At 53.8% G+C, this 22,772-nt stretch carries 23 protein-coding genes and 1 other RNA gene; 3 read left to right on the forward strand and 21 right to left on the reverse strand.

Features of this window, described 5'->3' with window-relative positions:
- Positions 1 to 9: 9 nt before the first annotated feature.
- The 9 genes from mraY to rsmI all read right to left on the reverse strand — a co-directional run bounded on the left by mraY (position 10) and on the right by rsmI (position 9,187).
- Positions 10 to 1,095 carry a phospho-N-acetylmuramoyl-pentapeptide-transferase gene (gene mraY / locus AADB16_RS16850; protein ID WP_298449644.1) on the reverse strand — a complete coding sequence of 362 codons (1,086 nt, stop codon included), beginning with the start codon at positions 1,093 to 1,095 and terminating at the stop codon, positions 10 to 12.
- Positions 1,080 to 2,474, reverse strand: a complete 1,395-nt coding sequence (locus AADB16_RS16855) for a UDP-N-acetylmuramoyl-tripeptide--D-alanyl-D-alanine ligase (RefSeq protein WP_410804955.1) — start codon at positions 2,472 to 2,474, stop codon at positions 1,080 to 1,082. The genes mraY and AADB16_RS16855 overlap by 16 nt, the downstream gene beginning before the upstream one ends.
- On the reverse strand, positions 2,471 to 3,955 hold the full coding sequence (locus tag AADB16_RS16860) for a UDP-N-acetylmuramoyl-L-alanyl-D-glutamate--2,6-diaminopimelate ligase (protein WP_410804957.1): 1,485 nt from the start codon (positions 3,953 to 3,955) through the stop codon (positions 2,471 to 2,473). Before AADB16_RS16860 ends, AADB16_RS16855 begins: the two co-directional genes overlap by 4 nt.
- A 4-nt stretch (positions 3,956 to 3,959) precedes the next feature.
- Entirely contained in the window at positions 3,960 to 5,699 is a 1,740-nt protein-coding gene (locus AADB16_RS16865) for a peptidoglycan D,D-transpeptidase FtsI family protein (RefSeq protein WP_410804959.1), read from the reverse strand.
- A gap of 32 nt (positions 5,700 to 5,731) precedes the next feature.
- Positions 5,732 to 6,136: a cell division protein FtsL gene (ftsL, locus tag AADB16_RS16870; RefSeq protein WP_309044925.1), complete on the reverse strand. Its 405-nt coding sequence runs from the start codon at positions 6,134 to 6,136 to the stop codon at positions 5,732 to 5,734.
- A 2-nt stretch (positions 6,137 to 6,138) separates the two neighbouring features.
- A complete protein-coding gene (rsmH, locus tag AADB16_RS16875; RefSeq protein ID WP_410804962.1) occupies positions 6,139 to 7,122 on the reverse strand; it encodes a 16S rRNA (cytosine(1402)-N(4))-methyltransferase RsmH in 984 nt (327 codons plus the stop codon).
- Complete coding sequence (mraZ, locus tag AADB16_RS16880; RefSeq protein ID WP_309044927.1) at positions 7,119 to 7,571, reverse strand: division/cell wall cluster transcriptional repressor MraZ; 453 nt, start codon at positions 7,569 to 7,571, stop codon at positions 7,119 to 7,121. The genes rsmH and mraZ overlap by 4 nt, the downstream gene beginning before the upstream one ends.
- Before the next feature lie 301 nt (positions 7,572 to 7,872).
- Positions 7,873 to 8,234: RNase P RNA component class A (gene rnpB, locus AADB16_RS16885), an RNA gene on the reverse strand.
- A 56-nt stretch (positions 8,235 to 8,290) separates the two neighbouring features.
- Positions 8,291 to 9,187, reverse strand: a complete 897-nt coding sequence (rsmI, locus tag AADB16_RS16890) for a 16S rRNA (cytidine(1402)-2'-O)-methyltransferase (protein WP_410804964.1) — start codon at positions 9,185 to 9,187, stop codon at positions 8,291 to 8,293.
- 131 nt (positions 9,188 to 9,318) lie between these two features.
- Between rsmI and AADB16_RS16895 the strand changes: the two genes are divergently transcribed.
- Genes AADB16_RS16895 through AADB16_RS16905 form a run of 3 tightly spaced genes read left to right on the forward strand, consistent with a single transcriptional unit; the run spans position 9,319 to position 12,179 of the window.
- Positions 9,319 to 11,181, forward strand: coding sequence for a penicillin-binding protein activator (locus tag AADB16_RS16895; protein ID WP_410804966.1), 1,863 nt, complete (start codon positions 9,319 to 9,321; stop codon positions 11,179 to 11,181).
- Positions 11,182 to 11,210: 29 nt separating this feature from the next.
- On the forward strand, positions 11,211 to 11,579 hold the full coding sequence (locus tag AADB16_RS16900; protein ID WP_298449632.1) for a YraN family protein: 369 nt from the start codon (positions 11,211 to 11,213) through the stop codon (positions 11,577 to 11,579).
- A gap of 6 nt (positions 11,580 to 11,585) precedes the next feature.
- A complete protein-coding gene (locus AADB16_RS16905; protein WP_298449629.1) occupies positions 11,586 to 12,179 on the forward strand; it encodes an SIS domain-containing protein in 594 nt (197 codons plus the stop codon).
- A gap of 57 nt (positions 12,180 to 12,236) precedes the next feature.
- Here AADB16_RS16905 and AADB16_RS16910 read toward each other — a convergent pair whose 3' ends face one another.
- The 12 genes from AADB16_RS16910 to AADB16_RS16965 form a co-directional block, all read right to left on the reverse strand.
- Positions 12,237 to 12,647: a ClpXP protease specificity-enhancing factor gene (locus tag AADB16_RS16910; protein WP_298450488.1), complete on the reverse strand. Its 411-nt coding sequence runs from the start codon at positions 12,645 to 12,647 to the stop codon at positions 12,237 to 12,239.
- 59 nt (positions 12,648 to 12,706) lie between these two features.
- The gene (locus AADB16_RS16915) at positions 12,707 to 13,336 is read right to left on the reverse strand and encodes a glutathione S-transferase N-terminal domain-containing protein (RefSeq protein WP_309044930.1); all 630 of its coding nucleotides are present in this window, start codon (positions 13,334 to 13,336) and stop codon (positions 12,707 to 12,709) included.
- 109 nt (positions 13,337 to 13,445) lie between these two features.
- A complete protein-coding gene (locus AADB16_RS16920; protein WP_410804969.1) occupies positions 13,446 to 14,201 on the reverse strand; it encodes a cytochrome c1 in 756 nt (251 codons plus the stop codon).
- A complete protein-coding gene (locus AADB16_RS16925; protein ID WP_309044932.1) occupies positions 14,201 to 15,433 on the reverse strand; it encodes a cytochrome b in 1,233 nt (410 codons plus the stop codon). The genes AADB16_RS16920 and AADB16_RS16925 overlap by 1 nt, the downstream gene beginning before the upstream one ends.
- Complete coding sequence (gene petA, locus AADB16_RS16930; RefSeq protein ID WP_298449621.1) at positions 15,433 to 16,026, reverse strand: ubiquinol-cytochrome c reductase iron-sulfur subunit; 594 nt, start codon at positions 16,024 to 16,026, stop codon at positions 15,433 to 15,435. Before petA ends, AADB16_RS16925 begins: the two co-directional genes overlap by 1 nt.
- A 243-nt stretch (positions 16,027 to 16,269) precedes the next feature.
- Positions 16,270 to 16,662 carry a 30S ribosomal protein S9 gene (rpsI, locus tag AADB16_RS16935; RefSeq protein WP_298449619.1) on the reverse strand — a complete coding sequence of 131 codons (393 nt, stop codon included), beginning with the start codon at positions 16,660 to 16,662 and terminating at the stop codon, positions 16,270 to 16,272.
- 12 nt (positions 16,663 to 16,674) lie between these two features.
- Positions 16,675 to 17,103, reverse strand: coding sequence for a 50S ribosomal protein L13 (gene rplM, locus AADB16_RS16940; protein ID WP_144780435.1), 429 nt, complete (start codon positions 17,101 to 17,103; stop codon positions 16,675 to 16,677).
- A 212-nt stretch (positions 17,104 to 17,315) separates the two neighbouring features.
- Positions 17,316 to 18,089, reverse strand: a complete 774-nt coding sequence (locus AADB16_RS16945; RefSeq protein ID WP_410804973.1) for a TatD family hydrolase — start codon at positions 18,087 to 18,089, stop codon at positions 17,316 to 17,318.
- Between the two features lie 23 nt (positions 18,090 to 18,112).
- Positions 18,113 to 19,693: a peptide chain release factor 3 gene (gene prfC, locus AADB16_RS16950; RefSeq protein WP_309044934.1), complete on the reverse strand. Its 1,581-nt coding sequence runs from the start codon at positions 19,691 to 19,693 to the stop codon at positions 18,113 to 18,115.
- A gap of 86 nt (positions 19,694 to 19,779) precedes the next feature.
- Complete coding sequence (gene rimI, locus AADB16_RS16955; protein ID WP_410804975.1) at positions 19,780 to 20,271, reverse strand: ribosomal protein S18-alanine N-acetyltransferase; 492 nt, start codon at positions 20,269 to 20,271, stop codon at positions 19,780 to 19,782.
- Positions 20,268 to 21,080 (reverse strand): 2-isopropylmalate synthase, encoded by an 813-nt coding sequence (locus AADB16_RS16960; RefSeq protein WP_410804977.1) that lies wholly within the window; start codon positions 21,078 to 21,080, stop codon positions 20,268 to 20,270. The genes rimI and AADB16_RS16960 overlap by 4 nt, the downstream gene beginning before the upstream one ends.
- The gene (locus tag AADB16_RS16965; RefSeq protein ID WP_410804979.1) at positions 21,081 to 22,631 is read right to left on the reverse strand and encodes a 2-isopropylmalate synthase; all 1,551 of its coding nucleotides are present in this window, start codon (positions 22,629 to 22,631) and stop codon (positions 21,081 to 21,083) included. It abuts the gene before it with no gap.
- Between the last annotated feature and the right edge of the window lie 141 nt (positions 22,632 to 22,772).

Here is a 22,772-nt window from a genome sequence, read left to right on the forward strand (position 1 = left end):
TCCGGCTTCCTATCGCAATTTCAAACTGGACAAGCCAATCAGAACCAGAATTACAGTGATGACCCAGAAGCGCACGATTACGCGCGGCTCCGGCCACCCTTTAAGCTCAAAATGGTGATGCAGTGGCGCCATCCGGAATATCCGGCGGCCGGTCAACCGGAAGGAAGCCACCTGCAAGATCACTGACACTGTTTCCATCACAAACACACCGCCCATGATGAAAAGGATGATTTCCTGGCGCACGATCACCGCAACCACACCCAAAGCGGCACCGAGCGCCAGCGCACCAACATCACCCATGAACACTTGTGCGGGATAGGTGTTAAACCACAGAAAGCCAAGACCGGCGCCCACCAGAGCTCCGCAAAAGACAATCAGTTCGCCGGTGCCCGGCAAGTGCGGGATCAGCAGATAATTTGCGAACTGCACGTTACCGGATACGTAGGCGAAAATGCCCAAGGCACCTGCAACCATGACGGTGGGCATGATTGCGAGGCCATCCAGACCATCTGTCAGGTTCACCGCGTTGCTGCTACCGACAATCACAAAATAAGTAAGCAGGATAAAGAGCACCGGCCCGAGGGTCAGTGACACATTTTTAAGGAATGGCAGGTACAACGAGGTTTCCTGAGGCAAAGCGGAACTGAAGTACAACACTATGGCTGCAGCTGCACCAATCAACGACTGCCAGAAGTACTTCCAGCGTGCAGGCAGGCCACGGGGGTTGCGCTCGACAACTTTCCGGTAATCATCCACCCAACCAATGGCGCCGAACAGCAAGGTAACCAGCAACGTCACCCACACGTACCGGTTGGACAGATCCGCCCACAACAATGTGCTGATGCCGATAGATACCAGAATCAGCGCTCCGCCCATTGTTGGCGTTCCAGCTTTACTGAGATGTGTTTGAGGGCCATCATCGCGAATCGCCTGACCAATCTGATACTGGCTCAGCTTACGGATCATCACCGGCCCGATAACCAAAGAGATCAGGAGCGCGGTTAATGTGCCCAAAATTCCGCGCACGGTCAGGTACTGAAACACCGTCAGCGCCGAGAAATAGTCTGAAAGAACCCCTGTCAGCCAGAGCAGCATGCTTTATTCACCTTGTTTATAATTCCATCCGCCACGAGATCCATGGCGGAACTTCTGGACCCTTTAACCAGCACAGTCATTGGCCGCTCTTTAGCCCGATAAATGACCTGCACGGCTTCATCGTGTGTTTCATACATCTCTGTCGCGTCGCCAAAGCCCTCGGCGTAGCCTTCGCAGCCAGCTCCTACCGTTGCCAGGCGCGCAATCCCCAACTCCGAAGCAAAGGCGCCCACTTCACGGTGAAGTTCGCGAGCAGTTGGCCCGAGCTCGCCCATCGCTCCTAAAACCGCAATATGCGCGCCCTGGCGCTTTGCCAGAACACCCAACGCTGCTTTCATGGAGGCCGGGTTTGCGTTGTAACTGTCATCAATAACTGACAATTCTCCCGGAAGATTGACTACCTGGAGGCGCCCACGTGCGGGCTGAACCCCGGCTAAACCGTCTTTGATCGCCGAATCCGTTGCACCCAGCTCACGGGCTGCTGCAATCGCCAGCAGAGCGTTGGTTACGTTGTGCTCGCCTTCGAGGGGCAACAGGAACGTGAGCCCCCATCCGTCAGGCCCTGCACACACAACTTCGGCCTGCAGGCTTTGCTTTGGTTGGATAACTGCGCTGTAGTCCGCCTCGGGGTTTCCCAAGCGGCTAACACTGACAACCCGCCGGTTCCCGGCTCGGGCACGCCACCGCTCGAACGCAGGATCATCCCGGTTCAAAACCACCAGACCTGCATCGTTTACGCCTTCAATAATTTCACCCTTGGCCTGCACGATATTCTCGTAACTGCCAAAGCCCTCGAGGTGTGCTTCTCCTGCATTCGTGAGAATCACAACCTGAGGCTTTGTAATGGCAACGGTATGAGCGATTTCGCCGAGCCCGCTGGCACCTAACTCAACTACACCGTATTCGTGCCTGGGCTCCAGGCCGAACAGGGTCAAGGGCACACCAATGTGATTGTTCAGGTTGCCGCGGGTAGCAAGGGTTTCCCCCATTCGCGCCAGAATGGCGGCGACCAGCTCTTTAACGGTGGTTTTGCCACTGCTACCGGTAATCGCAACCAGCTTCGCGTCGCTTTCACTGCGATTGCCCGCAGCAAGATTCGCCAGCGCTTTAACGGTGTCCGCCACAACCATCTGCGGCATATCCGGACTGCTACCAACCGGCGTATCAACTACGGCAGCACTCGCTCCCAGCTTCTGCGCAGCCTGTAAAAATTTGTGGCCATCGAAGTTGTCACCGCGCAGGGCAACAAACAGGTCACCTGCCTTCAAGGCGCGGGTGTCGGTAGACACGCCAGTGAACTGAACCGTATCCAGCCCCTGTGACACACACTTGGCACCGGTAAAACCTACTGCCTCGGCAAGCGAGAAGGCGCGCATCATAGGCCAGCCCCTTCAATCTTCAAGCCTTGGCGCACTTGACCTGCGTCACTGAATGGGAGCTTCTGGCCCGCTATTTCCTGCCAGGATTCATGGCCTTTGCCAGCGACAAGAACAAGGTCCCCCGGCACGGCCATATTTATAGCCGTGCGGATCGCCTCAGCCCGGTCGTGAATAACGCTTGCGGCATTCGCCCGGGAGAATCCAGCCAGAATGTCCCGGACAATCTCCACCGGGTTTTCTGTCCGTGGGTTGTCATCTGTAACGATAATGACATCGGCGCACGTTTCAGCTTCCTTCGCCATTTCAGGCCGCTTACCGCTATCCCGGTCGCCACCGCAACCAAACACACAGATCAGCTTGCCTGTTACATGAGGCCGCAGCGCAGCTAAAGCATTCGCGAGCGCATCGGGTGTGTGAGCATAATCAACCACAGCACGAACGCCGCTTGCGCCACAGAAACGCTCGAGCCGTCCGGGTGGCGGTGTTAACAATTCTACCGCCTGCTGCACCTGTTCGACCGTCACATTAAGAGTCATAACCGCTGCAATTGCCGCAAGCACGTTGCTGGCATTGAAACTTCCCATCAGCGGCGCGGAAAAGCCAAATTCACCCCACTCGCCATCAACCACAGCATCAAATCCGTTATCGGTAGGACGGAACTCTTTAAGCCATAGCTCGACTTCGGATTCGTGAAGGCTATAACGAATGCGGTCACATTTACCTTCAAGCTTTTCATAGAGCTGACGGCCAAAGGGATCGTCAAAGTTGATCACCGAGAAGTGCACATCCTCACGCTCGAACAGTCGAGCCTTGGTAGCACCGTAGGATTCCATTGAACCGTGATAGTCCAGATGGTCCCGTGTCAGATTGGTAAACACGGCACCGGTTATGGCCAGGCCGTCCACTCTTCCCTGATCCAGACCATGGGACGACACTTCCATCGCTGCTGCACGGCCACCGCTGGAAAGGATGCCCGACAAAGCACGGTTAATCTGAACTGCGTCAGGCGTGGTATGGCTGGCCTTTTGCAAGGCGCCGGGCATGCCGTAACCCAAAGTTCCCAAAACACCACAGGGCGTGTCTGCCACGCCTAGTAATTGAGCGATGTAATGGCTCACCGAAGTTTTTCCGTTGGTACCGGTAACACCAATCAGCCGCAGCCTGCGCGAAGGGTGCTCGTAAAACCGGGCTGCAATTTTCCCCAGTAGTTGTCGGAGTTCCGGAACAGGCACAATCAATGCACCCCGATGTTCATGGCACTCGCCACTGCTCTCCGTTTCCAGAAGCACAACTGTGGCGCCTGCCGCTATTGCTTGATCTACATACTGGTTAGCGGGCGTCTTTGCGCCTGCCAAAGCAACAAATGCATCTCCGGAACGAACTTCACGGCTATCCGTTTGCAACCCGTGGATGGTCACATCGAAAACAGAAGGCACGGGCGCAATACCCTGCAACAACGTACTGAGAGATGTTATGCACATAGGCCTACCCCCTCGCTCCGATGTTTGCTGGCGGCCGACCTGTTGCGCCAACCTCCAGTTCAGGTTTTACGTTTAGCAGTCGCAGCGCATCGCTCATCACCCGGGAGAACACTGGCGCAGCCACTTCGCCGCCGTAGTATTCGCCTGACTGAGGCGCATCCACTGCCACAACCGTGACAATTCTCGGATTATCGATGGGCGCCATACCGGCAAAAATTGCCTTGTACTGACTGTCTTCATAGCCTTGGGCACCCACCAGATGAACGGTTCCGGTCTTGCCTCCGGCACTGTAAAAGCCAGGCTGAGCACGCTTACCAGACCCTCTGGACACTACCTCTCCCAGCATTGTCCGCACATCACTTGTTACCCGCTCGGAAAGAACCCTTTCACCAACAGGCTTTTCGTTCAGCTTCATCAGACTCAGGGGGTAACGCACACCGCCATTGGCGATAACCATGTAGGCCTGAGCTAACTGAAGTGCGTTCACACTCATTCCGTAACCGTATGAGAGCGTTGCTTCTTCGGAGGGGCGCCACTTCGGTGGTGCTGGCAATACCCCTACAGCTTCTCCCGGAAATCCAATACCAGTTGGCTGACCGAACCCGAGGCGGGCGTAGAGGTTGCGAATCGTGTCACCACCTAGTTCCGTGGCGATCTTGCTGATACCTACGTTGCTCGATTTCACGATGATGTCGGTAAGGCTAATAACGCCGTAGTTCCGGTAGTCGCGAATTGTGAACCTGCCGAAGCGCCGATAACCGGGCGAGGTATCAATGGTTTCATTCGCGGTGTATTGCCCGGATTCGAGCGCAGCTGCCATAGAGATGGGCTTCATGGTTGAGCCGGGCTCAAACAAATCAGTAATGGCTTTGTTGCGGAGATTTTCCGATGCGAACTGGCTGCGATCGTTGGGGTTATAGGACCCCTGATTGACCATCGCGAGCACTTCACCTGTCTCGACGTCCAGCATCACAAGAGTGCCGCCACGGGCCTTATGCGCACTAACCACAGCTTTCAGCTCACGATAAGCCAGATACTGCAGGCGCAGATCTATGCTGAGTTCAAGATTGTGACCAGGAGCCGCATCACGGATCAGCGCCAGATCCTTGATGATCCGCCCCCGATTATCCTTCAGAACACGTTTGCGACCCGACTCACCAGATAGCCAATCGTTATAAGCCAGTTCCAAGCCTTCCTGACCACGCTCGTCGATGTTGGTAAACCCGACGATATGCGATGTCACCTCGCCCGCAGGATAATAACGGCGATATTCCTGCCGCGTGTAGATACCGGGAATATCCAACTCCATCGCTTTTGCAGCCAGCCCGGGCTGCACTTTTCTGCGCAGATAAATGAACTCTCTACCAGCGTATGTCGCGAGGCGCTCCCGAAGCCTGGCTTCACTGATGTCCAGCACCCGAGCCAGGTTGGTCAGGCGCGGTTCGGCAGGATCGGTCTCGGAAGGGTTAGCCCAGAGTGTCTGAACCGGGGTACTTACAGCCAGTGGCTCACCATAACGATCGGTAACTACGCCGCGATGAGCATCAATCGTTTCTACGCGGATGGTGCGCACGTCACCCTGCTTACGCAAAAAGTCATTGTCCACAACGTGCAGATCAACCAGGCGCCAACCAAGGGCCAGCACGACAACCAGAAACACACCCAGCACAGAGCCAAAGCGCCAGGCTTTCAGGCCCGCCGCGACTCTCTGGCTTAATGTTCTTGCCGACTCCTGATTGGACAATCAGTTCACCTTGAGGTTGTTATTGTTGTGAATTAACGGGAGGCCAGCGGCGACATCAGGGGCACAAGAACAATGTCCTGACGCCCAGGCACCACCATATTGAAGCGCTCTGCCGCAAGTCTCTCTACACGGCCGTGGCCACCCATGGCACTTTGCTCCAGAAGCAGCTGACTCCATTCGGCCTGAAAGCTGTCACGCTCTGCCTGCAGTTGAGACAGGGTATTGAACAGCGCACGGTTCTCATGGGCGCTCACAACAACACCTATGGACGAACCCACAAGCACCACGGCCAAGCCCAGAGACACCAGTACATTTGTTTGGCGCGTGGCATCGAAAACCTGCCGGGAGATTCGCACAGCAGCTACAACGCCCTCGCGAACCTTTTCCTTGTTCAACTTTGCTGGCTTTACAGCCGTCTCTATGGCTACGGCGCCCATAATTACGCGCTCCCCTGTGATATCTTTGTGTTGTCGATACGCTCCAGAACCCGCATAACAGCGCTGCGAGCGCGAACATTCTCACTAACTTCACCGGCACCGGCCTTGCTCGCCTTGCCTATTAACCGAAAATCCGAAGTCTCCTGCGCCGCCGTTACTGGAATACCCTTGGGCAACCTGGGGCCGCGAGCGAGATCTCGCATAAAACGCTTTACGAGCCGGTCTTCCAGCGAGTGGAAGCTGATCACAACCAGCCGGCCGCCGGGCGCGATCCTGTCAACTGCCGCCTGCAGCCCCACCTCCAGATCTTCCAGCTCGCGATTGATAAAAATCCGTATCGCCTGGAACGTCCGGGTTGCTGGGTGTTTGTGCTTCTCTTTTTTTGGTACGGCCTCACTAACCAGCGCAGCCAGCTGAAGCGTTGTTTCGATTGGACTTTCTTTGCGCCGCTCAACAATCAGCCGGGCGATGCGACGGGAAAACTTCTCTTCGCCGTAGCGAAAAATCACATCGGCAATGTCCCGCTCTTCCGCATACATCAACCACTCTGCCGCACTTGGCGACTGTTGCGGGTTCATGCGCATATCAAGGGGACCATCACGCATAAAGCTGAAGCCTCTCGACGCATCATCCAACTGTGGCGACGACACACCAAGGTCCATCAGCACGCCACCCACCAGTTCCCAGCTAGCTTCAGACACAGCGCGGTCGAGCTCTGCGAAGGAGCCGTGGAAATACTTGAAACGGGAATCGGTTTTCGCAAGCTGTTCTGCGACAAGAATCGCTTCGGGGTCCTTGTCGATGCCCAGCAACTGACCAGAGGTGCCCAATTGCCCTAAAATGAGCTGACTATGCCCACCACGACCGAATGTGGCGTCCACATACCTGCCTTCGGGGTCACTAACCAGATAGTCGACCGCCGAATCCAGGAGCACCGAACGATGGGAGAACTCCCCTCCGGTCTCCGGCTTGCGATCAGAGGTCATAGGGAAAGCGCCTCCATCTCGGGCGGTATGTCTTCATCGCATGAAGTCTCATCAAGCCACTCGAACCAACGCTCTTCACTCCATAGCTCCAGCTTCTTGCCCTGCCCGACGAGCATCAGCTTTTTCTCCAGATTAGCGTGTCTACGCAAGGTTGGTGGCACCAGAATGCGCCCGGCCGAGTCCATTTCCATGGGTGCAGCATTACCGAGCACCAGGCGCTGCAGGCGTCGGACTGGCTTTTTCATATTGGGAAGATCTTCGATCTTAACCCGCAGAATCTCCCACTCAGGCTCGGGATAAACCAGTACACAGCGTTCTTCATCAGCATTAGCAGTCAATACAATGCGACCACCACAGGCTTGCATGAGGATCTCACGCACCTTGGCCGGGATCGCCAAGCGCCCCTTTGCATCCATATTGATGGCATGACTGCCGAGAAAATTGCTCATTTACACCGTCTCTGGAGACTCAAATTCCACAAATAACCACTAGAAACCACTTTTTCCCACTTGTGCACACTATAGAAACACGCAATTCACAATGCAAGCGCCGTCAACGACGCCACTCTTGGGAAAGTTCCTTTTATGACAACAGGTTACAGAGACTAGCGAGAGCCAGAGATGACATTACGGAAAAGAAAAGAAGGAAAATCAAACACCTGCAAAAATGTCTGAAGAAGACAAGTGAGGTTTAAGATTTTTTGGCTATAAGAAACGCACAATGATAATTAATGCGCCTCATGAAGGAAAAAAAGCGAGCTCGCCGATAAGCCGGGTTCTGTCTTGGACAGTCATTCATCTAGGGCCTGCGTCACCACAGGCCTCAAGCAACCTACCCGAGTCCAGCGCGGGCCACGCCATAGGACTCCTATTTGGTCTTGCTCCAGGTGGGGTTTACCATCGCCGTGAACTGTTGCCAGCCACGCGGTGCGCTCTTACCGCACCGTTTCACCCTTACCGGTGCTCGCGAACGAGTCACAAACACTTAGGCGGTCTACTTTCTGTTGCACTTTCCGTCGGCTCACGCCGCCCAGGAGTTACCTGGCACCTTGCCCTGCGGAGCCCGGACTTTCCTCCCCCGGTAAAACCGGCGGCGACTGTCTGGCGAGCTCGGGCGAGACAATACTATTGCGCCAAGCACCATGCAAGGAAAAGCGCAGAACAAGGGGTCAACCCTCCTTGAGCTCCAGGGAGCGCTGATACAGTTCGTTCTTGCTCAGCCCACTCAAGCCAGACGCTATCTTTGCCACTTTTTTCAGCGGCAACTCCGCCATAAGAAGGCGCAGCAAATGATCCACATCCAACTCACCGGCCATCAAACCTGCCTCAGCCTTTTCCGCACCCCGCACCATCACAACGAACTCGCCACGACTGCCGTGGGGGTCATCCGTCAATGTGGCGTGCACTTTTGCAGCCGTACCAGAATAGAACGTTTCGAAGGCCTTGGTGATCTCACGACCGAGCACAATCTCCCGCTGCGCGCCCATAACCTCCGCTATATCCGCTACGGTGTTCAGTATCCTGTGAGGAGACTCATAGAACACCAATGTTGCAACCTCTTTGCGAAGCTCCTCCAGAGCCGCTCGCCGACCAGCACCTTTTGCCGGAAGGAAGCCCGCGAACAAAAACCGGTCGGTGGGCAGGCCTGCAGCACTCAGGGCAGCTACCAATGCGCAGGGCCCAGGTATCGGGCTAACCCGCAGACCTTCCGCTCTCGCCTCCCGAACCAGCACATAACCCGGATCAGAGATTAACGGCGTGCCAGCATCTGAAATCAAGGCAACATCAGCGCCAGCCCGCAACTGCTCCAGTATATTCTGAACCCTGCCACGCTCGTTATGATCATGTAACGCGATCAACGGTTTGCTTATACCAATATGCTGTAACAATCGCCCGCTGTGGCGAGTATCCTCGGCTGCAATAACAGCCACACTCGAAAGCGCCTTAACTGCGCGCGGTGATAGATCGTCCAGGTTGCCAATAGGGGTCGCAACGATATAGAGCGTTCCCCGATTATCACTTGGCCTTATTACCTGCACAGCAGGCTGATCCGATTCAGATTTCAAAATGTGTGCCTCGCGTGGAGAGATGGCGCCACCATGACACCTGCGTCATGTGAATTGCCCCGGGAGCTGTTAAACTTGCCACCATCAGATCGGCGCCACAAGCCAAAACCCCGGAATCTATAGAGCTTGCCATGACAAAGAATCCTGCTAATTATCGTGCCCTGGCCGGTATATTCATGCTCACCCTGCTGTTTGCAGGTTGCGCCAGTATCGACCTTGACTCGCACATTGCCCAGACTCCTTCCCAGGCACTTGAGCTTGCAGCAAAAGAAAGTAACGCTGAAGTCGCGCAGCGATACCTGCTGAAGGTCGCTAGCCAGTTTCAGGATCAAGGCGACCACCGCGCCGCCCGCACATTACTGCAGAGCACTCAACTGGCGCAACCTGCACCTGCCTTGCAGGCTCAAAAGCAGTTACTCGCCATGGCCAGCGCAGTGGCACTCGAAGATCGCGAATGGGCAGCCAGCATTGTCACGAAAATCTCGCCAGACAACTTCAAAGGCTACAACTCAGAATTTATTAACCGGGCCGCCAATCTTCAGGCCGACACCTACGCCCTCGTAGATGACAGACTGTCAGCGGCCATGACCCTGATGCTACTCTCCCAATCTGACGGCAATGTAAATCCACAGCAGATACATGACCGGATCTGGGCATTCCTGAAAGCGGTTCCAGATAACAAACTCGCAACTGCAAGCGAACAAAGCATTGGCTTTGAAACCGAAGGATGGCTCGAACTTGCAGTCAGCATTCGTGCACCCGGACTCAGCATTGACGACCAAGGGCGCACTATTCGGCGCTGGCAAAACAGCCGGCCCGGCCACCCTGCCGCACAGATACTGCCTTCCGAGTTACAGCTCATTGCCAATCTGGCAGAAAGTCGCCCCGAAAAACTCGCACTCGCCCTGCCACTGAATGGCCCCCTGGCCAGTGCTGGCAAAGCCATTCGAGATGGTTTTCTAGCGGCTTACTATCAGGACAAATCGGCGGATCGAAGCAAAACCGACATTCGGGTGATCGACACATCTGGTCAACCGTTTGAAAAACTATACAAAGAACTCGCTGCGGAGGATATCGACCTGATCATAGGGCCCCTTGAGAAGGAAGCCCTGGCAAGCCTTACAAACATGAAAACCCTTCCCGTTCCCGCGCTGGGGCTTAACTACCTGGCTGACGGAACAACGCTGCCCGATGGCCTGTACCAATTTGGCCTATCGGCTGAGGACGAAGCCCGTCAAATTGCAGACAGGCTGTCCGGGCAAAACATCAACCAGGTTCTGGTACTTATCCCTCAGGGTGAGTGGGGTGACCGTGTCGAGGCTGCACTGCTGAGGCGCATGCAAAAGAACGGCGCAACTGCTCTGGATATAGAACGTTTTTTCCGCGAGGACAACCTGCGGGCTGTCACTGCAGACCTTCTGGGCATATCCGTATCACGGGACAGGGCCATACAGGTTGAGCGCACCATTGGGCTAAACGTAGAGTTCGAGCCGCGCCGTCGGCAAGACGCAGAAGCCATTATCATGGTCGCCGAACCGGCTGTTGCTCGCCAACTAAAACCCTTGTTTGCATACTATTTCGGAGGCGACCTGCCAGTATATTCACCTTCGATTATTTACGAAGGTGTACCAGATGCCGGTCGTGATCGTGATCTGAACCAGGTAATTTTCACCGATATCCCCTGGGTACTTAACGACAAAAACCCGCTGCGCGAAGAAGCAGGTAACGCCTTGCCTGGCACCCGCGGCCAACTGGGCCGCCTGTTTGCCATGGGCGCAGACGCATGGCAACTAAGCAAGCGCCTCCCCTTGCTTCGTCAAATCCAAACCGCTTCTGTTGACGGACAAACAGGGCAACTTACCATGACCCCCGAAGGGAGCATTCACAGGCAGCAACTGTGGGCTCAATTCCGGAGCGGAACACCCAAGCTGCTCCCCGAACCTGCCCGTGAAAACAATACAGACGCCCCAGACGCTCAAACGCTGGCGAACTGACCGCCGCCTTCACAAGGATAACAAGAGCCATGGAAGGCCGAAAAGCGATTGGAACATATTTTGAAGGTGTTGCCGCACGATACCTTGAGTCTCACGGTGTACATATCCGGGAGCGGAACGTCTACAGCCGTGGTGGCGAGATTGACCTGATAGGACAAGACCAAGACACCCTTGTATTCTTTGAGGTACGGTACCGGGGCAGTGGCAGCCTCGTCGATCCGGCCAGTTCAATTTCTTATCCGAAACAAAAGCGGCTCATAAAAGCCGCATCGTTCTATCTGCACCGCCACCAACTCTGGGACACAGTTACCCGAATAGACGTAGTGGCAATCAGCCCGGGAACGGTTAAAAAATACCGGGTACAATGGATCAAAAATGCAATTCAGGCGGATGTATAGACTCTGATGAACGACGACATGGGCAACCTGATCAACCAGTTATTTGCGAGCCACATGGAGCATACCGCCCAAGCGGCCAGCACCGTCGGCCCCGCCATAGAGCAGGCAGCAGACGCCTTCGTAAACGCCCTTCTAAACGACGGAAAAATCGTCACCTGCGCCAATGGCAATGCCAATGTAGTAGCCCAGTATTTCTGTACGGCTTTTCTCAACCGCTTTGAGCAAGACCGACCAGCCCTCCCTGCCATTAACCTTGGTGCAGACGCTACAACCTATTCCGCCATTTGCCGTGACAACCGCTTTAATGACACCTTCTCGCGCCAGGTTAAAGCCATAGGCAAACCAGGTGACCTTCTGTTCGTGATCGTTGACGACGGCCACAAAGCCAACCTCATCCAGGCCATTCAGGCGGCCCATGACCGGGAAATGAATGTGGTTGTGCTGAGCGCACGGGAGAAGTCCGATATAACCTCCCTCATGCACTCGGAAGACCACGAGATCGCCTTGAACGACCTGTCGCCCACAGAGGCCACACCCTTGCTGATGCTAGTGATCAACGCCCTGTGTTCGCTGGTAGACGGAAAACTATTTGGAGGCTGATAAAAATGCCGGCTTACGCCGGCATTTTTATCAGAGCTTGAAACTACTATCTGATACTTATTTAACAACCTTGAGCGTGGGCCGCCCGGTTGGTCGTTCTTCCTGGCCATTCTGCCTGGAGCTTTCGCGATCATTGGTGCCATCGGGATCCGGAGAGCCGGGCTCACTGCCAAACACCATGCCCTCACCATTCTCTTTCGCGTAAATGGCCATAACCGCCTGCAGAGGAATGAACACCTGCATAGGTACGCCACCAAACCGCGCGCTGAATTCCAACGCACTATTGCCAACAACGAGTGCACGTACAGCACCAGGGCTAATATTCAGAACAATCTGACCATTCGCCACATGTGCTGTCGGCACCTGAACACCCTGAATACCCGCATCCACAACGATATATGGCGTACAGTCGTTATCCAGTATCCACTCGTTGAACGCGCGCACCAAATAAGGGCGACTGGAGGTCATGGTGATCTTGTTATCAGGCACTGCTTGTCTCCTGTTCCCTATCGCGGAAGCCAGCCAAATCAGCTGCGAATGTCTTCTTCGAGATCAGAAAGGCTGGCCTTGAAACCCTCACGGGCGAACAAGTTGTCCATGTACTTCTGGAGCGGCTTGGCCTGCTTATCATTAAGTTCGATGCCAAGGGCAGGCAAACGCCAGAGAATAGGCGCAATGCAGCAGTCCACAATTGTGAATTCCTCAGAGAGGAAAAACGGCATTTCGCCAAACAAGGGCCCGGCTGCGAGCAGCCCTTCGCGCAACTCCTTGCGAGCAGCCTCCGAAGCTTTGGCATTTGGCTGAGCCAGAATCTGATCAACCAAACCACACCAATCTCTCTGAATCCGATGGATCATCAAGCGACTGTTAGCACGGGCCACCGGATAAACCGGAAGAAGAGGCGGGTGCGGAAAACGCTCATCAAGATATTCCATCATGATGTTCGGCTCATACAGAACCAGATCACGATCCACCAACGTCGGCAGGGCGTTATACGGATTCATATCAGCCACTTCAGCTGGCGGATTGTCCGGGTCAACATCAACGATATCAACGGTAACACCCTTCTCTGCCAGCACAATGCGCACTCTGTGGCTATAGTGGCTGGCCGGGTCTGAGAAAAATGTCATCGATGACCGCTTAGTCACAACGCCCATAGAATTACCTCACGAGTAAACAAACCGAAATGGACCTGAAAAACGCAAAAATTCCAGCGGGCCGATTAACACCCACTGGAACTCAGGGAACAGGATTATACCCTATTTCTCAGTGTACGTCCTTCCAGTACTCACGATTGAGCAGGTAGGCGAAGACAAAGAAAATAGCGACAAAGATCAACACAAATATACCGAGGCGCTCACGCTCGACTTTGATCGGATCAGCCATGTAAGACATAAAGTTCGTCATGTCGTACATAGCCCGATCAAACTCAGCACCAGTCATGCTGCCTTCAATGGCATACTCCGGACAAGCATCTGCATTCCTGACATTTCCGCTCAGCGGCTCAACACTGGCTTTTTTGCCAATATTGGGCTTAACCGCGCACAAACCCTGGAGATCGACCAGCACATGAGGCATGCCTACCTTGTCGAACACCACGTTGTTTACACCCAGCGGGCGAGACTCATCTTTATAGAATCCACGCAAGTAGGAGTACAACCAGGATTCACCACGCAAGCGGCTCTCCAGAGTAAGGTCCGGTGGCGGAGCACCAAACCAGGCAGCTGCCATGTCCTTGTTCATGGAGTTCTTCATCAACTCACCGATCTGGGCGCCGGTGAAAATCAGATTCTCCTCGAACAATTTGGCGGGTATCTCAAGATCATCAGCAACCCGCTTGTAGCGGGCATACTCCATGGAGTGGCACCCCATGCAGTAGTTGGTAAACATTGCAGCGCCACGCTGCAATGATGCCTTGTCTGTGTGATCCGTTTTGATGTGATCAAGCGGAACGCCGGCACCGGCTGCCAGTCCGAGAACCGGCAGGAATGCGATGAAAAGACCAAAAATCAGCTTTCTCATTATCCTGTCACCCTCTCTGGTACTGGCTTGGTTTTCTCCATGCGCGTATAAAACGGCATCAGAATGAAGTAGAGGAAGTACACCACCGTCAATATCTGAGCCACAGTAGTACGACCTTCGGTTGCAGGCACAAGCCCCAAATAACCGAGAATAACGAAGCTTACTGCAAATAGTGTCAACGCAATCCTGCTCAACCACCCCTTGTAGCGAATGGAGCGTACCGGACTTCTGTCGAGCCAAGGAAGCACAAACAGGATTGCTATCGCACCACCCATCACAACAACACCCCAGAACTTCGCAGACAGGCCGAACAGATCAACCGTTACCGCACGCAACATGGCGTAAAAGGGTGTGAAGTACCACACAGGCGCAATGTGCTCAGGTGTTTTCAGCGCGTTTGCAGGTTCAAAGTTTGGCTTCTCGATAAAGAGACCGCCCATTTCAGGGAAAAAGAACACTACGATAAAGAAGATAAAGAAGAATACCGCCACGCCCACGAGATCGTGCACGGAGTAGTATGGGTGGAACGGAATACCGTCTTTCGGAACGCCGTTTTCATCCTTGTTCTTCTTGATATCGATACCGTCCGGATTGTTGGAGCCCACTTCATGCAACGCAAGAATATGGAGTACCACCAAGCCAAGGAGAACAATTGGAAGCGCAACCACGTGCAAGGCGAAGAAACGGTTTAGTGTAATACCGGAAATCAGGTAGTCACCACGAATCCACAGGGATAGATCTTCACCTATTACAGGAATAGCACCGAACAGGTTTACGATAACCTGAGCGCCCCAGTAAGACATCTGACCCCAAGGTAGCAAATAGCCCATAAATGCTTCAGCCATAAGCACCAGATAAATCAGCATACCGAACAGCCAGATCAACTCACGCGGCTTCTGGTAGGATCCATACATAAGGCCGCGGAACATGTGGAGATAGACCACAATAAAGAAGGCAGATGCCCCCGTAGAGTGAAGATAGCGCAGCAACCAACCCCACTGGACATCACGCATGATGTACTCAACGGATGCGAATGCCCCCTCACCTGTCGGGTTATAGCTCATAGTAAGCCAGATACCGGTAACTAACTGGTTAACCAGTACAAGCATCGCCAGAGAACCGAAAAAGTACCAGAAGTTAAAGTTCTTCGGCGCGTAATATTTTGCCAGGTGCTTATTCCAGGCATCTACAACTGGCAGACGCTCGTCCACCCAATTAAGTAGCTTCTGCATTACGCTGCCTCCGGATCAAGACCAATCGTGAGTGTCTCATCATCGTCATAGCGATAAGGCGGCACTTGCAGGTTGAGCGGTGCAGGCTGCGCCTTGTAGACGCGGCCAGCCATGTCATAGCGCGTGCCATGGCACGGACAGAAAAGACCACCCAGCCACTCATCACCAAGATCCGCCGGTGCCACTTCAGGGCGATAGGAAGGCACACAACCCAAGTGAGTGCAAATTCCTACCAGCACAGCTATCTCAGGCTTCAGCGAGCGCAGTATGCCATCTATGTATGGCGGCTGCTGCGGAGATTCAGACTGAGGATCTTTCACCTTGTCGTTGAGCTTCTCGATGTTGCTCAGCATTTCATCTGTGCGGCGAATAAGCCAGACCGGCATACCCCTCCACTCAACAGTGACCTGCTGGCCTGGCTCAATCTTACTGATATTGACGGTTACCGGTGCACCAGCCGCTTCCGCTTTGGCACTGGGATTCCAGGATGCCACGAAAGGGACTGCCGCACCGACGACGCCGACCCCACCTACCGCAGCCGTAGCGCCGATAAGAAACCGGCGTCGACCTTGGCTCACGTCGCCATTATTCATTATGGTTCTCTCCCATCAGGCGATGTCACAGCCCGCCGAAAAGCCGACAGCGTGCATCGAAAAGGACTTCACAATCCAAAATTATAAGCGAACAAATGGTAATGAAATTACCATGTCCTTACAAGTCAGAAAGCCGCCACCAGAGCGACTTCTCTGCTCCAGATCAATTTGACTATCATTGCGCCCCAAACAAAAAAACCCGACCAAATAGCCGGGTTTTCCTGAGATCTGCTCCAGCGGAACTTAACGCTTGGAGTACTGTGGACGCTTACGCGCCTTACGCAGACCAACTTTCTTACGCTCAACTTCACGAGCATCACGGGTAACATAACCCGCTTTACGCATCGCTGGGCGCAGAGCTTCGTCGTAATCCATCAACGCACGGGTCAGGCCGTGGCGGATTGCGCCAGCCTGACCACTGCTACCACCACCTTTAACAGTAATGTTGATGTCAAAACGATCCGCAGATTCTGCAACAACCAGAGGTTGACGCACAATCATACGCAATGTCTCACGACCGAAAAAATCTTCGATTGTGCGACCGTTGATTGAAATATTACCGCTTCCCGGCTTGATGAACACCCGAGCCGTGGACGTTTTGCGGCGACCAGTACCGTAATTTTGTGCTACAGACATATCCGCCTTCCGTTAAATGTCGAGTTCTTTGGGCTGCTGGGCTGTGTGAGGGTGCTCAGCGCCGGCATAGATTTTCAGCTTCTTGAACATGGCACGACCAAGCGGGCCTTTCGGAAGCATGCCTTTGACAGACTTCTGAATAACTTGCTCAGGCGCCTTATCAACCAGCTTCTCGAAGCTGATGGACTTGATCCCACCCGGAAACCCGGTATGACTGTAGTACATCTTATCAGATGCCTTGTTGCCGGTAACCCGCACCTGGCCCGCATTGATAACTACAATGTAATCGCCAGTGTCTACATGAGGGGTGTACTCAGGCTTATGCTTGCCCCGCAGACGACGGGCGATTTCGGTTGACAGACGACCCAGCGTCTTGCCGGCTGCGTCTACAACGTACCAGTCACGTTTTACGGTTTCTGGTTTCGCACTCAGAGTCTTCATTGATTCCGCCTTGAACGCTATAAAAAGAAACGTTAAAAACCGCCACCGGAAAGTGTAGTACACCCGGAGGAGGTTCTGTACCTGTAATTTGATCGGCAGTGACACTATTCGGGGCTGAGATAGTGACATCGCCTTGAAAAGCCAGGGCGCGAAGTATACTCGAACAAATAATGAAATCCAACCCTGCAGGTAATAGTTTTATCACCCTGTCATTACCACAAGGTTTCGCCATAAAGCAGCTTCGTATTGGAAAACACTACGGACGCTACATAATCCACAGATTCCCCCCGAATATCAGAGAGACACTCAAGAATTCTGCGGAGATGCACGGGCGAGTTAGCTCCGACCTCAACCCCCTCCGGCGCCATATCCGGCGCGTCTGTCTCCAGCACCAAAGCCTCTAGGGGTAAACGAGCTATGGTATCGCGAGTTTTTCGGGACCGAGAGGTTGTGATTATCCCACCTACACCAATAGAGCAGCCCAAATCGACCAACTTCGAAGCCTGCTGATAGCTGCCAGAAAAGCCGTGCACCAATGCCCTGCCACTCCAGTTCGTACGCCTCAGTGTTGCATGAACCTCATCGTGGGCTCTGACGGAATGTATAACAAGAGGGTAACCCAACTCGGAAGCCAGCCCAACCTGAGCCTCAAACCACGGATACTGATTGCTCATATTTCCGTGGAGGCGGTCCAACCCGCATTCACCAATCGCCACACAGCGCTCAGGCCTTGCTCGCAAAGCCCGGTCAAGGGCCATCAAAGCTTCGTCAGAGTGCTCCCCGACATACCACGGATGGACTCCAAGACAATAATAGAGGCCAGCGTACGCCTGGGCAGTATCGCGAACACGGACCCAATCCCGTTGCCGCACACCGGGAATCACCAGCCCAACGAGACCTTCATCAAAAGCGACCTCAAGCTCCCATGCGCGCCGCCCATCAAAAAATGGGAAATCAAAGTGGCAGTGGGCATCAACCAGTTTCAAATCAGCCTCCACCCGCTAATGGATCAGTGCTCCCGGGTTTTATGGAACTCGATATCCGGATAGCGCTCCTGGGCCAGATTGAGATTTACCATGGTGGGGGCGATATAAGCCAGGCGATCACCGCCATCAAGTGCTAAATTGTCATTGTTCTTGCGCTGGAACTCATCCAGCTTGCGATCATCCGAACAGGTTACCCAGCGAGCAGTTGCGACGTTGATCGGCTCATAAACGGCTTCAACCTTGTACTCGGTCTTGAGGCGACTGACGACCACATCAAACTGCAGGACACCAACCGCGCCGACAATCAAATCGTTGTTACGCAAGGGTCGGAACACCTGAACCGCACCCTCTTCCGACAACTGAATCAAGCCCTTCTGAAGCTGCTTGGCCTTCAATGGGTCCTTCAGGCGGATACGACGGAAGAGCTCGGGCGCAAAGTTTGGAATGCCCTTGAACTTCATGTCCTCGCCAGCGGTAAAGGTATCCCCTAACTGAATAGTCCCATGGTTGTGCAGTCCAATGATGTCGCCAGCGTAGGCTTCCTCTGCGTGCTCCCGATCGCCTGCCATAAACGTCAGTGCATCGGAAAAACGCACGTCTTTTGCTATGCGCACATGCCTGGCTTTCATACCCTGACTGTACTTGCCCGACACTATGCGCATAAATGCAACTCGATCCCGGTGCTGGGGATCCATATTGGCCTGAATTTTAAAAACAAAGCCAGAGAATCCCTGATCATCCGGCTGCACCAACCGCTGATCCGTCTCGCGTGGCTGTGGCTCAGGGGCCCAGTCCACCAAACCGTCGAGCATGTGATCAACGCCAAAATTACCTAGCGCCGTACCGAAAAATACCGGCGTAAGCTCACCAGCCAGAAATGCTTCCTGATCGAATTCGTGAGACGCTCCTTTTACCAGCTCGACCTCATCGCGCAAATCGCTGGCGTATCCACCAAGAGCATTATCAAGCTCCGGATTGTCCAACCCGCTGATAGTTCGAACCTCCTGGATCTCGTGACCGTGCCCACTTTGGTAAAGAATCACCTCGTCACGCAGCAAGTGATAGACACCCTTGAAGCTCTTGCCCATACCAATAGGCCAGGTAATCGGCGCGCAGGCAATGCTAAGAACATCTTCCACTTCATCCATAAGCTCAACCGGGTCCCTGGTATCCCGATCCAATTTGTTCATGAAAGTGATAATCGGCGTGTCTCTTAGCCGGGTAACTTCCATCAACTTAATGGTACGTTCCTCAACGCCTTTTGCACTGTCAATCACCATGAGACAGGAGTCTACAGCTGTCAGGGTACGGTAAGTATCTTCCGAAAAATCCTCGTGACCTGGCGTATCCAGCAGGTTCACCAGCTTTCCGCCGTAAGGAAACTGCATGACAGACGTGGTAACAGAAATACCCCGCTCCTTTTCCATTTCCATCCAGTCAGACTTTGCATGCTGCCCGGACTTCTTACCCTTGACCGTTCCCGCCCGCTGCAGAGCATGCCCGAATAGCAGTACTTTCTCGGTAATCGTGGTTTTACCGGCGTCCGGGTGAGAGATGATTGCAAAGGTGCGGCGCTTGGCCACTTCCTGGGAAAGGTGAGACATAGTCGAAGAGAAACCTGCGTCAGATGTTCGGAGAAGGCGGGTATTATAGGGGCTAAGAGGTTATTACGCGAACACAAGCGGTAATATCAGGGGTACAGAAGCAACGACATTACCCGCGCATCTTCGCGGCCAGAGGCTGCAGGATAGTATCCGGGGCGCCGTCCTATTTCTACAAACCCTTCATTGCGGTAGAGCTTGCTTGCCACACTGTTACTTAACCGCACCTCAAGAAGCATCTGATTCATGCCTTCATGAGTAGCTTCTGCGATGAGGTGCCTCAACAAATACCGCCCAACCCCATGGCCTCGGCTTCGAGGATGAACACATATATTCAGCAGATGCACTTCATCCAGCATATAAGTTCCGACCACAAACCCCGCAAGAGAGTCGCCGAGGCAGGCACCCCATAAGCGATAATCCGGCTTGAAGCAATCGAGAAACACCCCTTCAGTCCAGGGGTGGGAGTGGCCCTGGCGCTCGATCTCAAGCATCTCCGGAATATCTTCAGGCGCCAGAGGCCGAAATCTCAGCTGAAGACCTTGCATAGAGTGGTATCGATCAGAACGTCGCTGTGTCATTTCTGAGCCAGGGGCTTAAGCTGTTCCCATAAAGACCGCTTCAGCGGAGGGTTGCTGGCAAGAGCCGCCAATGAGTGAATAGATTTTACGTCAGGGGCTCGGCCAAGAGCTTTGAACAGCCAACCAGCTTCGACACCACTTCTATCAACGCCCTCACCTGTCCCAAGAACAATCACCTTCCTGTCATCTATATCTCGCAACACGTACTGCACCACAGCCCTTAAATCGGACAAGGAATTTCCGGGAACTACACGATTATTGAAGACGGGCCAGTGAACCCAGTCAACAGGCTTTAACTGCCCATCTCCCAGACTCTTCACAATATTCGCGGCAAGAGTTTCCTGGAGGCTCAGGCTCGCTTCCCGGGTTATATCCGCGATGAGAACGTACTTTGACCCAAAAAACACTCCCAGACTTACGGCTACTGCTGGATCTTCAACTTCCTGCGGCGATGCAACAGTCACCTCCGAACCTTCAGGAGACGGAACAGAAAGCTCCGACAAGCCCTGATCTGGTGGTTGCTTCGGTTGCGCAGATGGCTCTTCCTTACCCTCCATTAGAGCCTGAAGACTGGCAATTCGCTGCACACCTTTCTTGTTCGCGGCGACGCTCGCCGCCGGCGAACCATTTTTTTCAGCCTCTACGGGCGCGCGGCTTGGAGCAAATGAGGGGGAATGTACAACCTCATCTGGCTCAGGAAATACAAACGCCGGGCTCGAAGCAGCACCCGGCAGTGGTTCACGGGCATACCACAACCGGATTCCCGCCGAACCAAGATAGAACTGTCTTTGAGCCTCAGTCTGAATCATTCAAACATCCGCCACCTGTGGATGTTGCCTAATCCCACCACGGCTGATCAGGTTAAGCGCTTCGATGTAGGCCTTAGCTGAAGCAATGATAATATCTGTATCGGCGCCGATACCATTTACGATACGCCCACCACGTTCCAGCCGAACAGTAACCTCGCCTTGGGAGTCCGTGCCGCTGGTGATATTGTTTACTGAGTAAAGTTGTAAATTGCAGCCCGAATCAACCAGCGACTCGATCGCTTTAAAAGTCGCATCTACCGGACCACTCCCTTCCGCCTCTACCTTATGCTCTTTTCCATCCATCGTTAACGTCAGGTTAGCCGTTGGAACAACACCTGTTTCTGAGCAAACCTGCAGGCACACCAAGCCATAACGGCCCTCTTCATCTTTCTGCCGAGTGTCACTGGCAATTGCCTGCAAGTCCTCATCAAAGATTTCGTGCTTCAAATCAGCCAGGGCTTTGAAACGGGTAAATGCTTCGTTCAACTCCGTTTCAGTTTCAAACTGAATACCAAGCTCCAGGAGGCGCGTGCGGAAAGCATTTCGGCCTGAGTGTTTACCAAGCACCAAGCTATTAGTGTGCCAGCCCACGTCTTCTGCGCGCATGATTTCGTATGTTTCGCGATGCTTGAGCACTCCGTCCTGGTGAATACCCGACTCATGGGCAAAGGCGTTAGCGCCCACAATGGCTTTGTTGGGCTGTACCGGAAAACCTGTGATCGTAGACACGAGTCGAGAAGCAGGTACGATATGGCTGGCATCTATTTGCGTGTCGAGATTGTAAAAATCCTGCCGAGTGCGGACGGCCATCACTATCTCTTCGAGTGAGGCGTTGCCTGCACGCTCCCCCAGTCCGTTGATGGTGCATTCGACCTGACGGGCACCACGAGTTACCGCTGCCAGAGAGTTTGCAACGGCAAGCCCCAGATCGTTATGGCAATGCACAGAAAAAATGGCTTTATCGGCATTAGGGACACGATTAAGGAGTTGATGAATGGTTTCAGCAAACTGCTCTGGCACAGCATAACCAACGGTATCCGGAATGTTGATCGTATTGGCACCCGCATCGATGGCCGCTTCAATAATTCTGCAGAGAAAATCCAGCTCGGACCGCCCTGCATCCTCACAGGAGAACTCAACGTCATCCACGTGACTTCGGGCACGCTTTACAGACCGAACTGCCTGCTCAATCACCTCGTGCGGTTCCATCTGCAGCTTGTGCTGCATGTGGATTGGCGAGGTTGCAATAAACGTATGTATACGCCCCCGCTCTGCGGGGCGAATCGCTTCAGCCGCCCGATCAATGTCCTTGTCCAGCGCACGAGCGAGACTACAAATCGTTGAGCCTTTGATCGTTTCAGCGATGGACTTAACGGCTTCAAAATCTCCCTGACTCGCGATAGCAAAACCTGCCTCAATGACATCCACACGAAGCTTTTCAAGAGCCCTGGCAATACGGAGCTTCTCGGCTTTATTCATCGTAGCGCCGGGACTTTGCTCGCCATCACGGAGAGTTGTATCAAAAATAACCAGATGATCGTTGCCAGACATTGAATTACTCCGTATCGCATTTGGTTTCGTGAAAACAGTATATCACCGGGATGCAAAGGAGGGAGCTTCCACACTGCTCGCAAGACTAATTTCGGACATAAAAAAACCCCAGCCTCTTGCGAAGCTGGGGTTTGGTATTAA

The sequence above is a fragment of the Marinobacter sp. KMM 10035 genome (genome assembly GCF_046537445.1).
Taxonomy (GTDB): Bacteria; Pseudomonadota; Gammaproteobacteria; order Pseudomonadales; family Oleiphilaceae; genus Marinobacter; species Marinobacter sediminicola.

Excerpts from the sequence above, each read along its gene's own strand:
- mraY (WP_298449644.1), bottom strand. The coding sequence starts at position 1,095 with ATGCTGCTCTGGCTGACAGGGGTTCTTTCAGACTATTTCTCGGCGCTG.
- AADB16_RS16855 (WP_410804955.1), bottom strand. The coding sequence starts at position 2,474 with ATGATGCGCGCCTTCTCGCTTGCCGAGGCAGTAGGTTTTACCGGTGCC.
- AADB16_RS16860 (WP_410804957.1), bottom strand. The coding sequence starts at position 3,955 with ATGTGCATAACATCTCTCAGTACGTTGTTGCAGGGTATTGCGCCCGTG.
- ftsL (WP_309044925.1), bottom strand. The coding sequence starts at position 6,136 with ATGGGCGCCGTAGCCATAGAGACGGCTGTAAAGCCAGCAAAGTTGAAC.
- rsmH (WP_410804962.1), bottom strand. The coding sequence starts at position 7,122 with ATGACCTCTGATCGCAAGCCGGAGACCGGAGGGGAGTTCTCCCATCGT.
- mraZ (WP_309044927.1), bottom strand. The coding sequence starts at position 7,571 with ATGAGCAATTTTCTCGGCAGTCATGCCATCAATATGGATGCAAAGGGG.
- AADB16_RS16895 (WP_410804966.1), top strand. The coding sequence starts at position 9,319 with ATGACAAAGAATCCTGCTAATTATCGTGCCCTGGCCGGTATATTCATG.
- AADB16_RS16900 (WP_298449632.1), top strand. The coding sequence starts at position 11,211 with ATGGAAGGCCGAAAAGCGATTGGAACATATTTTGAAGGTGTTGCCGCA.
- AADB16_RS16905 (WP_298449629.1), top strand. The coding sequence starts at position 11,586 with ATGAACGACGACATGGGCAACCTGATCAACCAGTTATTTGCGAGCCAC.
- AADB16_RS16910 (WP_298450488.1), bottom strand. The coding sequence starts at position 12,647 with ATGACCTCCAGTCGCCCTTATTTGGTGCGCGCGTTCAACGAGTGGATA.
- AADB16_RS16915 (WP_309044930.1), bottom strand. The coding sequence starts at position 13,336 with ATGGGCGTTGTGACTAAGCGGTCATCGATGACATTTTTCTCAGACCCG.
- AADB16_RS16920 (WP_410804969.1), bottom strand. The coding sequence starts at position 14,201 with ATGAGAAAGCTGATTTTTGGTCTTTTCATCGCATTCCTGCCGGTTCTC.
- AADB16_RS16925 (WP_309044932.1), bottom strand. The coding sequence starts at position 15,433 with ATGCAGAAGCTACTTAATTGGGTGGACGAGCGTCTGCCAGTTGTAGAT.
- petA (WP_298449621.1), bottom strand. The coding sequence starts at position 16,026 with ATGAATAATGGCGACGTGAGCCAAGGTCGACGCCGGTTTCTTATCGGC.
- rpsI (WP_298449619.1), bottom strand. The coding sequence starts at position 16,662 with ATGTCTGTAGCACAAAATTACGGTACTGGTCGCCGCAAAACGTCCACG.
- rplM (WP_144780435.1), bottom strand. The coding sequence starts at position 17,103 with ATGAAGACTCTGAGTGCGAAACCAGAAACCGTAAAACGTGACTGGTAC.
- prfC (WP_309044934.1), bottom strand. The coding sequence starts at position 19,693 with ATGTCTCACCTTTCCCAGGAAGTGGCCAAGCGCCGCACCTTTGCAATC.
- rimI (WP_410804975.1), bottom strand. The coding sequence starts at position 20,271 with ATGACACAGCGACGTTCTGATCGATACCACTCTATGCAAGGTCTTCAG.
- AADB16_RS16960 (WP_410804977.1), bottom strand. The coding sequence starts at position 21,080 with ATGATTCAGACTGAGGCTCAAAGACAGTTCTATCTTGGTTCGGCGGGA.
- AADB16_RS16965 (WP_410804979.1), bottom strand. The coding sequence starts at position 22,631 with ATGTCTGGCAACGATCATCTGGTTATTTTTGATACAACTCTCCGTGAT.